This window comes from Agrobacterium sp. LR_9 (assembly GCF_041954855.1).
Classification (GTDB): Bacteria; Pseudomonadota; Alphaproteobacteria; order Rhizobiales; family Rhizobiaceae; genus Agrobacterium; species Agrobacterium leguminum.
On record NZ_JAVAYA010000001.1, the window covers coordinates 308,603 to 320,797 of the forward strand.

Here is a 12,195-nt window from a genome sequence, read left to right on the forward strand (position 1 = left end):
AGTGGCGCCATGGCGCCCTGCGGGATCGAGAGGCCATGGCTTTCCGCGTGCGGATGGAAAATGAGATCGAGGGTTTTGCCGTCATTGGCGGCCCACGCTCGCGGGTCTGGAACGGCATCGTCGCCGATCTCTGGGATGTGCGTTGCGCCCCGAAGGCCGGCGGCCGTTATGTCGGCAAGGATCCACGTTTCGTTTTCCTGCTGGATATGGACGGGACGGATGACGGCCGGTTCATGATGAACCGCTGCCGTCGCGACAATTACGGGTCGTCCAAGGCGAACCGTATTTCCTTCGTGCCCGCCGATCTGGACGTGCATGCCGAACTGAGCAACGTCTCCTTCGTGCGCCACCTCGATCTGCATTTCGATGCGGGATTGCTGGGTGCTCGACTGGTACAGGGCTTCGACCCGCACAGCCTGCTCGATCCGCATCTGATGTTCGAGGATGAGCGCCTGCTGGCGCTGGCGCGCCTGATTGCCGCCGAATGCGATAATCCCGATCCGCTGCATGACCTTTATGGCGAAAGCCTCGTGCTGGCGCTATTGACGGACTTCCTGAAAGTGAAGCGGGAGCCGGTTAAAAAACGCAGCAAGCTCGCCGCATGGCAGTTGAGAGCGGCGACGGATTACATCCGCGAACATTGCCTGCGGTCGATCCGGCTGGAGGAGCTGGCGGAACTCACCAATCTGTCGCAATCGCATTTCAGCCATGCCTTCAAGGCCTCCACCGGCGTGCCGCCGCACCAATGGCAGATGCAGGCGCGCATTGATCACGTCAAGGAACTGATGATGCGGACAGACATGGCGCTGACCGACATCGCCATTGCCGCCGGGTTTTCGGATCAGGCGCATTTCTCCCGCGTCTTTCGCAAGATGGTCGGTGTTTCTCCCTCTGTCTGGCAGAAAATCCGCCAATAAGGTCGTTTTCGTTCCATTCCCCTTCAAAAAAATTCCCGCCGAAGCGCCTGAAACGCCGCGGAACGAATTGTCCGTCGAAGGGTTTACCAGACGTGACACAAATGAGGAAAATCAAGGAGGAAAGGCACATGATGCATCAGGAACCCCGCGCCGGACAGGACCCCTATGTCAAGGATACGCCGAGCCTGATCGCCAGCGACAAGGTGGAAGGCACGCGTGTTTACGGCGCCGACAGCAAGCATATTGGCTCGATCCAGCGCATCATTCTGGAAAAGCGCGGAGGGCGCGTTGCCTATGCGGTCTTGAGCTTTGGCGGCTTCCTCGGCATCGGTGACGACTATTATCCACTGCCCTGGGAAAAGCTGCATTACGACGAAGAACTCGACGGCTACCGCATCGATCTCACCAAGGAAGAGATTGAAAATGCGCCGCACTTCGCCAATCTCGACGATAACGATCTGCTGAACGCCAAGGACCGCAAGGTCTATGATTATTACGGCGTCGCACCCTATTGGATGTAAGGCCCAGAGAAAAAAACGCTTCCGGCCGTTCGATCGCCGAAAGCGTCGCAAATAAAAGAACGGCTCCTTTTCAGGAGCCGTTTTCTTTTGGGTGCGTCAATGCGGGTTTTTCTGCATCTCGGAAACCGCGTCTGTAAAGCACTTGCGCGCTTCTTCGGGCGATTTACGGCCGTCAAGGGCGGCACGGCAGGCGCTTCTCGCTCTCACGAAGCTCAATCCGCCAATTTTGGGCCAGCCTTCGGTCAATAATGTCAACGCTTCGAAGGGGCCGGCGATGACACTCTTGCCATTCGCCTCGAGATTGACCTCGACAGGCTCTGTCCATCTCTCGTTCTTCATCGTGCACCTCCCAGAGCAACGCGATCCCGAAATACACTCGACAGCGAAGCAACCCATGAACGCAGTCGTGTGTCACTGCTGCTTAGGATATGCGCAAGCGATCGAATTGACAACGGGGATCAACGGAAGCCGAAAAACGACAGGATCGCCAGAACGATGACGACGAGGCCGACGATGTAGATGATCTGATTCATGATTTTCTCCTTCGCTGATGTCATCACCATAACGTGAGGAAGAAGACGAGGTTCCAGCAGCCAATGAGAATTTAATCACGTACTAAAATGTTGCGGACGTCCCATCGCCAGTAAGAGCGGATATCACCTCCGCAGGATCACCCAGATCGCGTGGATAATGCCAGGCACATAACCGCACAGCGTCAGGAGAATATTAAGCCAGAAATGCAGGCCGAGCCCGACCTGAAGAAACACGCCGACGGGCGGAAGGATGATGGCGATCAGGATCCGAATGACGTCCATGTTGAGAGCTTTCAAGTTAATCAAAACTAGACAATTAACGTGAGTGGAGCCCGGTTGGTTTCAGCATGACGACGAATACCTACCTTCCATCGGTGTAGCCGGCAGCCGGAAGCCGCCAATTCTGATGAACCCACTCCCGTATGAGGCATCAGGTCAGAGCGACCGGTATCATTCAGCCCTCGTTCAGGCCTGCCGCATCACTCTTCCTAACGGAACCGAGGACACGGACAGACGTTGAGGTCGGTTATTGGGAGATGAGTTCATGAAGATTCTAACCGCAGCAATCTGCCTCTTGTCGGTCGGCATCCTGAGCGGATGCGTTGACGATGGCGGTTACCGCACGGGCGGATATTATTCGTCCGGTGTCTATTATCGAGCTTATGATCGAGACAGATATTACCGCGACTATGACCGCCGGAACTGGCGCCAACACAGAGAATGGCGGGATCGCAGGGAATGGCGCGGTGACTATCGCCACCGCCCGCGCCCACCGTATTACGGTCAGTACGGCGTGATTGTTCGTTAATCGCAGCGCTTTTATCTCGCGGGTCTGCACGGCCGGCCCTATGTTTCGGGCTGGTCCTGACAGCGCGTGTCTATTCAGATAATAGTCTGTGAGAAAAATGGTGCCGCTTACGTGACTCGAACACGTGACCCCGTCATTACGAATGACGTGCTCTACCAACTGAGCTAAAGCGGCCCGATTGTGACCCGTTTGTTGCGGATCAGCTTCATGGCGGGCTGATACAGGCAATGCTGACGGATTTCAAGCCTTGAATGTGCTGGTTTTGAAATTTCCGCAAAAAGCTTTGCCTGTCCATTGTTTGCCGGAGACTTCAGCCTTTCCCGCAGATGCGCTTTTTGGCGGTTTCATATTCATTTGCCAGACGATCGACGAGCGCTGCCACCGGTTCCACCGCCTTAACGGCGCCGATGCCTTGCCCTGCGCCCCAGATGTCTTTCCAGGCCTTGGCGCCGCCGGAGACCGTTTCGAAGTCCATTTTTGACGGATCGGCTTCGGGCAGATTGTCGGGATCCATGCCGGAGGCGACGATCGAGCTTTTCAGGTAGTTTCCGTGTACGCCCGTGAAATAGTTCGAATAGACGATATCCTTGGCCTGCGCGTCCACAATCGCCTGCTTGTAGCCTTCTGAAGCGCGCGCTTCCTCGGTGGCGATGAAAGGGGAGCCGATATAGGCCATATCCGCGCCCATGGCCTGTGCCGCGAGAATGGAGCCGCCATTGGCGATGGCGCCGGCCAGCAGCAGCGGGCCGTCGAACCATTCGCGGATTTCCTGAACGAGGGCGAAGGGCGAAAGCGTGCCCGCATGTCCGCCGGCACCCGTCGCCACCGCGATCAGCCCATCCGCGCCCTTGCGAATGGCGGAGCGGGCATGGCGGTCGTTGATGACGTCATGCAGCACGATGCCGCCATAGGAATGCACAGCCGCATTGACCTCCGGCACCGCGCCAAGCGAGGAAATCACCACCGGCACCTTGTATTTCACGCAAAGGCCGAGATCGTGCTCCAGCCGCCGGTTGGACATGTGCACGATCTGGTTGACCGCGAAGGGCGCCGCCGGGCGCTCCGGATTGGCCCGGTTGTGAGCGTCAAGCTCCTCGGTGATCATTGCCAGCCACTCGTCGAGCTGGCTTTCGGGCCGCGCATTAAGCGCCGGGAAAGCGCCGATGACGCCTGCCTTGCATTGCGCCAGCGTCAGTTGCGGATGTGAAATGATGAATAGCGGTGATGCTATGACCGGAAGACGCAGATTGTCTTTCAGCACGGACGGTAGCATGTCTCCTCCCACGAATTACGTTTACGCGCACGTAAGTCAATATCGCGTTCAGCGGCAGATTGAAAGCGAAAACAGCGTGGCGTTCGCCTCTCGAATCTGCGTTCGTAGCGCCACAATGAATTGATTTTCCCCAAGGCAATCCGGTCTTTATCACAAACGATGCTTGCGGAGGGGCGGTATAGCCGTTACCGAATCGTGAACCCATGGCGCAGCGCCGCATATTTTTTGCAAAGCGCAATAGAACAAGGATCGGTCGTGAGCGGACTGGAAACGGCAATCAGAAATGCTCTGGAAAAATCGGACAGATCGAACGCCGAAGTTCGTGCACGGATTTACCAATCCTCCCGCCAGGCACTGGAAGCGGGCCTGCGCAAGCAGGGCATAGACGATCCGCAGGTTGTCTCCCAGCAGCGCCAGCGGCTTGAAGGCCTGATCCACCAGATCGAGAATGAAGAGCGCAACCGGCTTCTGGACAGGGTGGAGCAGCAATTGCGCCCGCCCGCACCGGAAAGTCCGGCGCACGACGATCACTCCGTCGATCCCGTTTCGCAGCCGTCCCATCACGGCGATATGGGTGTTGAGCCGGAGCTGCGTGGCGAAACGCGCGATGTGCGGCCGGGCGCCGCCGCTGCTCCGGAGCCGCTGAGTGCGGGGCAGCGCAATGGCAAGCCGCCGAAGAGGAGCTCCCGCGCGGGCGATTCTTCGCTTGCCTTCCGGCCGGAAGGTGCGGTTGGCCGCCGCAAGCGCCGGGGGCTGTTCGCCCGGCTTTTCATTTATGTGACTCTTCTGGCCTTTATCGGTTTCGGCGCCTGGTGGGTCTATTCCTCAGGCCTCCTGCTGTCGCCGGAGCAGCGCGATACCAGCGTGCCCAATCCGCCGGCGCAGGTGCAGGCGGAGGATTTCAACGGGACGGAGCCCGCGCCGAGCCTTTCCGCCGGTCGTGGTTTTTCCGATGACTGGGTGGAAGTCTTCAATGCGGAGCGTGGCAGTTCCGGTGTTTCGGCTGGTCCACGCGCCAATGTCGAAAACATCGCCACACCCGCCGGCAAGGCGATAAAGGTAACCTCAAGAAGTGTCTCGCAGGATGGCGCCGTCAGCGTCGAGGTTCCGGTGGAGGTGATGCGGGATATGGCGGGCAAGTCCTCGACCATTTCGATCACGCTGCAATCCTCCAGCGACCGTCAGACCCAGGTGTCCGTCGCCTGCGATTTCGCGACATTGGGCGATTGCTCCCGCCACCGCTTCACGGCTACGGCCGAGCGCGCGGACATGCTGCTGAACGCGACATTCGAACGATCTCTCGCCCCCAATGCGCCGGGCAGGATCTTCATCAACAGCGATATCGATGGCAGCGGCCGCCCGGTCAATCTTTATTCCGTGCGCATTCTGCCGGGCCAGTAAGGGAAAACAGGCGTCTCGAATGGAGGCGCCTGTCAGTGTCTTCCGGTCCTATTTGAGAAAATCCGGCCCAGATCCCAAAATCTTGTCGTCGATTTCGCCGATTGCCTTTTTGTCCTTGCCCTCATAGTCGAGCGCAAGAAGAATGTGACGGATGAGGTTTACCCGCGCGCGGCGCTTGTCGTTGGCGCGCACCACCGTCCAGGGGGCGGCATCGGTGTGGGTCTTTTCCAGCATTTCGTCGCGCTTTTGCGTGTAGTCGTCCCATTTCGTCAGCGCCGCTATGTCCATATCCGAAAGCTTCCAGCATTTCAGCGGGCTGTGGCGACGGTCATGGAAGCGTTCGATCTGCGTTTCGCGGCCGATGTCGAGCCAGAACTTGAACAGATGAACGTCCTCATGGACCAGCATCTTTTCCAGACGCGGCGTTTCCTTGAGGAAACGCTTGTGTTCCTCAGGTGTGCAGAAACCCATGACCGGCTCTACGCCTGCGCGGTTATACCACGAGCGATCGAAGAGAACGAATTCGCCGGCGGTCGGAAAATGCGAGATATAGCGCTGGAAATACCATTGGCCGCGTTCGGTTTCCGTCGGTTTGGTCAGCGCCACCACGCGGGCATAGCGGGGGTTGAGATAGGCCCGGGTCGCGAAGATCGCGCCGCCCTTGCCCGCCGCATCGCGGCCCTCGAAAACCGCCATGACCCTTTTGCCGGTGGCCTGCAGCCAGAACTGCACCTTGACCAGCTCCACCTGCAGCGCCTCGAGGGTGCTGTCGTAGTCCTCCCGCTTCATCTTCTTGTCGTAGGGAAAATCGCCGGCGGAAAGTTTCTTTTCCTCAACCCAGTCAGGAAGAACCGGATCGTCGATGTCGAAGCTGCGCAGTTTGCCGCCTATGGTGATATCGACCGTCCGCTTCTTCGTTTCTTCGCCCATGGTTTCCTCCGGCTGTTGTTGTGTAAAGGCAACTCGACGCCAATGAGTTCACATCCATTGCCAGAATTCAAGTGAAACAGGACCGCTTGACCGGGGTGCTGCGGCGGCAGCGATTGCGGCGTCGATTTTGCGCATATACGTTGTGGAAAATGCGCGATGATGAATCTCTGTCATGAAACTGGCCTATGAGATTTCGATGCGCTGTCAGATGAAAGTGGAAAGAGCAGGCTGAAATGGCAGTCATGGAAGGCGATGGTGGGTTAAGGCGTTTGGGAAGGAAGCTCGGTCGAAACTGGTTGCCCGTTCTCATCGTCAGCATGCTCGCCATCGTGGCCGTTGCCGAGCTCAACACGCCCTATATGCCCGCCGCCCTGTGGCTTTGCGCCGTCATTGCCATCCTCGCCGCCCGGGAGGGGCCGAGGGCCGCTCCCGCAAAGGACGGGAGCCCGGCTGAGGAGGCAGATGAGCAGGAAGTGCCCGGCGAAAGCGTCATTTCCGGCGTAAGGGCGGGCCTCGCGGTTCTGGATACCCCCGTTTTCATTCTCGACAGGAACGCCAGCGTGCTGTTTCAGAACGGCGCGGCCGAGCGTGCCTTCGGCCAGTTGCCCGCCGGGGCGCATATTTCCGCCCGGTTGCGCTCTCCCGGCCTCCTGGATGTCATTCGCGAAACCATCGCCACCGGCCAGCCCAACCAGGTCGAACATTCGGAGCGCTTCCCTTCCGAACGGGTCTTCATCGTCCGCATCGCCCGTGCGGATGTGCGAGAGGGGGCAGGCCCGCCATTCTACATCCTGTCGTTCCGCGACGTCTCGGAGCTTCGCCGCATCGACCGCATGCGCAGCGACTTCGTCGCCAATGCCAGCCATGAATTGCGCACACCGCTCGCCTCGCTGCGCGGTTTCATCGAAACCATGCAGGGGCCGGCGCGCAACGACCCGAAGGCGCAGGAACGTTTCCTTGCCATCATGCTGGATCAGGCAACCCGCATGAGCAGGCTGGTGGACGATCTCATGTCCCTGTCGCGGCTGGAATTGCGGGCCAACATCGCGCCCGACCAGAAGGTCGATCTCGTTCCCGTCATCGGCCATGTGCGCGATACCCTGCTGCCGCTTGCCGACGAGCTGGATGTGACCATCACGCTGCACCTGCCCGACCGGCCGGCAGAGGTGCAGGGAGACCGCGACGAGCTGGTGCAGGTATTCCAGAACCTCGTTGAAAATGCTTGCAAATACGGCCAGGAAGGCAAGGTCGTGGATGTCTGGCTGCGGGCCGAACCCGGCAAGCCGGTGGAGGTGAGCGTTATCGACAAGGGGCCGGGCATTCCCGCCGAACATGTGCCGCGGCTGACGGAGCGTTTTTATCGTGTCAGCGTCGCCGACAGCCGCTCGAAAAAGGGCACGGGTCTCGGACTTGCCATCGTCAAGCACATCCTCACCCGCCACCGCGCCCGCCTCATCATTAAATCGGAATTGGGCAGCGGCACGGACTTCACTGTGAGATTCTGACATAAAATATGTATCTGCTTTTAATGTCGCGCATATTTATAAATAAAATCAATAGGTTAGATTGTCACAAATCTTTCGTCAAAGTGACATAAAAGGATGGGGCTACGGTGGTTAAGAAAAGGTCGCCGAGCGCAAGCTAAGAGCGAGTGTCGCTATCGGCTGCGTCCACAACAAAGCCCACGACGGGAGAGACAAATGAACATCGTTAAATTTTCCGCAGCAGCTCTGGTGGCTTCTGTCGCCTTCGCTGGCGCCGCCGCTGCTCGCGACCAGATCCAGGTTGCCGGTTCCTCCACAGTTCTGCCTTACGCCAAGATCGTTGCCGAGACCTTTGCCGAAACCTTCCCGAACTTCAAGGCTCCCGTTGTTGAGTCCGGCGGCACGGGCGGCGGTCTGAAGGCGTTCTGCTCGGGCGTCGGCGAAGGCACCATCGACATTGCAAACGCTTCGCGCAAGATCAAGAGCGACGAACTGGCCGCCTGTAAGGCTGCTGGCGTTGCCGACGTTCAGGAAGTGAAGATCGGTTACGACGGTATCGTCTTCGCAATGGACTCTTCCAACAAGGACATCAAGCTCGAGCCGAAGGATCTGTACCTTGCGCTCGCCGCTGAAGTCGTCAAGGACGGCAAGCTCGTTGCCAACCCTTACAAGAAATGGTCGGAAATCAACAAGGAACTGCCTGATGTAGCAATCGCTGCTTACATCCCGGGTTCCAAGCACGGCACGCGCGAAGTCTTCGAAGAGAAGATCATGGCTGACGGCTGCAAGGAAGCCAAGGCGACCGACGTCATCAAGACGCTCATCACCGACGCCAAGCAGGCTGCTGCCAAGTGCGTTGCAGTCCGTAAGGACGGCGCTGCAGTCGACATCGATGGCGACTACACCGAAACGCTCGCCCGCATCGATGCCAACAAGACCGGCCTCGGCGTTTTCGGCCTCGCTTTCTATGAAAACAACGCTGACCGTCTGAAGGTCGCGACCGTTTCGGGCGTCGTTCCGTCCACCGAAACCGTTGCCAGCGGCAAGTACCCGGTTTCCCGCCCGCTGTTCTTCTACGTGAAGAAGGCTCACCTGGGCGTTATCCCGGGCCTTAAGGAATATGTCGAGTTCTTCGTTTCCGACGAGATGATCGGCCCGGATTCCCCGCTCGCCAACTACGGCCTGGTTGCTGCTCCGGACGCAGAGCGCGAAGAAATCCGCTCGAAGTTCTCGGCCGGCTCCACGATGTAATGAAGAAAGAGGGGTGCGGCTTTGCCGTGCCCCTCATTCGGCTTCGCTTGGGCCGTCGTCCGCGGTTGACAGTTCCTACTCATCGCCATCCACATGATTGTCGATGGATTACAGATGGATAGGATGTATCAACCTTGACGCTTGCCAGACTATGATACAGTCAGGCGGCAGGCATCATGGGATGGTCCAGCGGTCTCGTTTTGATGACTTTTTGATTTGCCCGATATCGCACCGTGCTCTTGAGGCACGCCGAGGGAACTCTAATGAACACATCGATCCTTTTGCTGATACTGGCGCTCATCGGCATCGGCAGCTATCTGCTCGGCAGCCGCCGTGCCGTTGCCCTGTCTGGCGGTCGCCCCTCCAGCATGCATTCCCGTGCCGGTTATCACGGTTCCTACGCGGTCGTCTGGGCGGTGCTGCCCGCGGCGTTCATTCTCTGTGCCTGGCTCATTGTCAGCCCATTGCTCGTCACCTCGGCGGTGCGCGGTAGTTTCCCCGAGGATGTCCGGGCGCAATCCGAAGCGCAGCAGAGCCTGACCTACGGTATGGTGACATCCATCGCCCGTGGCCTCCAGCGGCTGACGCCGGAGGAAACCGCGCAGGTTGAGGCCGATACGGCTGCTGTCCGGCCGCTTCTGGCATCGAAGGGTGTTGCAATCGCCGGCGATCCCGAGCGGTTCATGGTCGATGCCGCCCACACGCTCAACAGCATGACCTCCACCAGCCGTATCGCGATGATCGCCGTCGTGCTGCTGGCCGCGCTCGGCGGCGGCGCCTATGCGCTGCGTGCAATCGCGCCGCGTTTCCGGGCGCGCAACCAGGTCGAGAAAGTCATTCTCGCGGCCCTGCTCGTCGCCTCGTCCATCGCCATCCTCACGACCATCGGCATCGTCCTTTCGATGCTGACGGAGGCGATCCAGTTTTTCACCATGGTTCCGGCGCACCAGTTCTTCTTCGGAACGGTCTGGGATCCGCGTTTTGCGGCGGCAGGCGCCACCGACTCCTCCGGCCAGTTCGGCCTGATCCCGCTGCTCGCCGGCACGCTTTATATCGGCCTGGTCGCCATGCTGGTTGCGGTTCCGGTCGGTCTCTTTTCGGCGATCTACATGGCGGAATATGCCTCGCCGCGCTTCCGCTCCATGGCAAAGCCGCTGCTTGAAGTGCTCGCCGGCATTCCCACCATCGTCTACGGCTTCTTCGCGCTCACGACGGTCGGTCCTTTCCTCAGAGACATTTCCACGCAGATCAACGGTCTGGCGACGGGCAACTACGCCAACTTCATCCAGGCGCAGAGCGTCATCACCGCCGGCTTCGTCATGGGCATCATGCTGATCCCCTATGTGTCGTCGCTGTCGGATGACATCATCACCGCTGTGCCGCGCTCGCTGCGTGACGGTTCGCTCGGTCTTGGCGCCACGCGTTCCGAGACGATCAAGAGGGTCATTATTCCGGCCGCTCTTCCGGGCATCGTCGGCGCCGTGCTGATGACGGCTTCGCGCGCTATCGGCGAAACCATGATCGTGGTTCTTGCGGCCGGTGTTGCTGCCCGTCTCCAGCTCAATCCCTTCGAGCCCATGACCACGGTGACGGTCAAGATCGTCAGCCAGCTTACCGGCGACCTTGAATTCACCTCGCCGCAGACGCTGGTTGCCTTCGCGCTCGGCATCACGCTTTTCGCCATCACGCTTTGCCTGAATATCTACGCGCTTTACATCGTGCGCAAATACCGGGAGCAATATGAATGACCGACATCGTTTCTCCCGCAGCCGGTGCGAGCGCCGTCAACAGGGCCACGCGCCGTGATATCGGCATCAAGCGCCGCTATGCCGCCGAACGCCGCTTCCGTGCCTATGGCATGGCAGCGATTTCCTTCGGCCTCATCTTCCTCTTCCTGCTGCTTTTCTCGGTGGTTTCCAAGGGTTACACCGCCTTTCAGCAGACGATGATCACCGTTCCGGTCGAGTTTTCCGAACAGATCATCGATCCGAAAAATGAGCGGGCCACCAATCCCACAAAGCTGATGACGGCCAATTATCCCGTCATCGCCCGCGATGCTGTCGCCAAGGTCCTTGGTGTTGCACCGACTGACCGCGCCGGCCTTCGCGCCGTCAACCTCTTGATCTCGGACAGCGTGCGCACGCAGCTTCGCGATATCGTCGTCGCCGATCCCGCCGTCATCGGCACCACGCGCACCGTCACGCTGCTGGCGTCGGGCGACGTCGACAGCGCCTTCAAGGGCCAGGTCGACCTGACGGCGGATGAAGCCAATCGCCGTATCTCGAACCAGCAACTCGGCTGGATGAACCAGCTCGCCGAAAGCGGCCAGCTCGGCAAACATTTCAATACCGGCATCTTCGTCAACGGCGCGTCGAGCCGTCCGGAAGCGGCGGGTGTGGGTGTGGCGCTGATCGGCTCGTTCTATATGATGCTGATCGTGCTGGTGCTGTCATTGCCGATTGGCGTTGCGGCCTCCATCTATCTCGAGGAATTCGCCCCGAAGAACCGTCTGACGGATCTTATCGAGGTGAATATCAACAATCTCGCGGCCGTTCCTTCGATTGTTTACGGCCTGCTCGGCCTCTCGGTCTTCATCAACTTCATGGGCTTTCCGCGCTCGGCCTCGCTGGTCGGCGGCCTCGTCCTGACGCTGATGACCCTGCCGACGATCATCATCGCGACGCGCGCTGCCCTGAAAGCCGTGCCGCCGTCTATCCGCGCCGCAGCCCTCGGCCTCGGCGCTTCCAAGATGCAGACGATCTTCCACCATGTGCTGCCGCTCGCCATGCCCGGCATTCTGACCGGCACCATCATCGGTCTCGCCCACGCGCTGGGCGAAACGGCGCCGCTGCTCCTGATCGGCATGGTGGCATTCGTTGCGAATTACCCGACAACGCCGATGGATCCGTCCACGGCCCTGCCGGTGCAGATTTACATGTGGGCGAACGAAGCCGAGCGCGCCTTTGTCGAAAGGACATCCGGCGCTATCATCATCCTGCTTCTGTTCCTCATCGTCATGAATGTTGGCGCAATCCTGTTGCGTCGCCGCTTCGAACGGCGCTGGTAGAGGGAGCTTG

General features: G+C 59.4%; 12 protein-coding genes and 1 tRNA gene. 8 read left to right on the forward strand and 5 right to left on the reverse strand.

Annotation, left to right across the window (positions count from 1 at the left end; translation table 11 throughout):
• Positions 1-35: 35 nt before the first annotated feature.
• On the forward strand, positions 36-917 hold the full coding sequence (locus RAC79_RS01520; RefSeq protein ID WP_003520000.1) for an AraC family transcriptional regulator: 882 nt from the start codon (positions 36-38) through the stop codon (positions 915-917).
• A 128-nt stretch (positions 918-1,045) separates the two neighbouring features.
• Entirely contained in the window at positions 1,046-1,438 is a 393-nt protein-coding gene (locus RAC79_RS01525) for a PRC-barrel domain-containing protein (RefSeq protein ID WP_020810556.1), read from the forward strand.
• 96 nt (positions 1,439-1,534) lie between these two features.
• Here RAC79_RS01525 and RAC79_RS01530 read toward each other — a convergent pair whose 3' ends face one another.
• Together RAC79_RS01530 and RAC79_RS01535 are read right to left on the reverse strand one after the other, a co-directional pair.
• Positions 1,535-1,777: a DUF982 domain-containing protein gene (locus RAC79_RS01530; RefSeq protein WP_003519998.1), complete on the reverse strand. Its 243-nt coding sequence runs from the start codon at positions 1,775-1,777 to the stop codon at positions 1,535-1,537.
• A 317-nt stretch (positions 1,778-2,094) separates the two neighbouring features.
• Positions 2,095-2,253, reverse strand: coding sequence for a YqaE/Pmp3 family membrane protein (locus tag RAC79_RS01535; protein ID WP_020811433.1), 159 nt, complete (start codon positions 2,251-2,253; stop codon positions 2,095-2,097).
• Positions 2,254-2,515: 262 nt separating this feature from the next.
• On the opposite strand from RAC79_RS01535, the gene RAC79_RS01540 reads away from it, so the two are divergent.
• Positions 2,516-2,779 (forward strand): hypothetical protein, encoded by a 264-nt coding sequence (locus tag RAC79_RS01540; protein WP_078051301.1) that lies wholly within the window; start codon positions 2,516-2,518, stop codon positions 2,777-2,779.
• 98 nt (positions 2,780-2,877) lie between these two features.
• Here the strand turns inward: RAC79_RS01540 and RAC79_RS01545 are convergent.
• Positions 2,878-2,953, reverse strand: a tRNA-Thr gene (locus RAC79_RS01545).
• 136 nt (positions 2,954-3,089) lie between these two features.
• Positions 3,090-4,052 carry a nitronate monooxygenase family protein gene (locus tag RAC79_RS01550; RefSeq protein ID WP_020811427.1) on the reverse strand — a complete coding sequence of 321 codons (963 nt, stop codon included), beginning with the start codon at positions 4,050-4,052 and terminating at the stop codon, positions 3,090-3,092.
• A 255-nt stretch (positions 4,053-4,307) separates the two neighbouring features.
• On the opposite strand from RAC79_RS01550, the gene RAC79_RS01555 reads away from it, so the two are divergent.
• A complete protein-coding gene (locus tag RAC79_RS01555; RefSeq protein WP_174038776.1) occupies positions 4,308-5,453 on the forward strand; it encodes a hypothetical protein in 1,146 nt (381 codons plus the stop codon).
• A 48-nt stretch (positions 5,454-5,501) separates the two neighbouring features.
• Here the strand turns inward: RAC79_RS01555 and ppk2 are convergent, their stop codons facing one another.
• Positions 5,502-6,383: a polyphosphate kinase 2 gene (gene ppk2, locus RAC79_RS01560; RefSeq protein WP_080855890.1), complete on the reverse strand. Its 882-nt coding sequence runs from the start codon at positions 6,381-6,383 to the stop codon at positions 5,502-5,504.
• 233 nt (positions 6,384-6,616) lie between these two features.
• Here ppk2 and phoR point away from each other — a divergent pair, with 233 nt between their 5' ends.
• The 4 genes from phoR to pstA all read left to right on the forward strand — a co-directional run bounded on the left by phoR (position 6,617) and on the right by pstA (position 12,185).
• Entirely contained in the window at positions 6,617-7,888 is a 1,272-nt protein-coding gene (gene phoR / locus RAC79_RS01565) for a phosphate regulon sensor histidine kinase PhoR (protein WP_174038777.1), read from the forward strand.
• A 195-nt stretch (positions 7,889-8,083) separates the two neighbouring features.
• Positions 8,084-9,118, forward strand: coding sequence for a substrate-binding domain-containing protein (locus RAC79_RS01570; protein WP_065654533.1), 1,035 nt, complete (start codon positions 8,084-8,086; stop codon positions 9,116-9,118).
• A gap of 263 nt (positions 9,119-9,381) precedes the next feature.
• A complete protein-coding gene (pstC, locus tag RAC79_RS01575) occupies positions 9,382-10,866 on the forward strand; it encodes a phosphate ABC transporter permease subunit PstC (RefSeq protein ID WP_003519988.1) in 1,485 nt (494 codons plus the stop codon).
• Positions 10,863-12,185: a phosphate ABC transporter permease PstA gene (gene pstA / locus RAC79_RS01580; RefSeq protein WP_174038778.1), complete on the forward strand. Its 1,323-nt coding sequence runs from the start codon at positions 10,863-10,865 to the stop codon at positions 12,183-12,185. The genes pstC and pstA overlap by 4 nt, the downstream gene beginning before the upstream one ends.
• Positions 12,186-12,195: the final 10 nt, after the last annotated feature.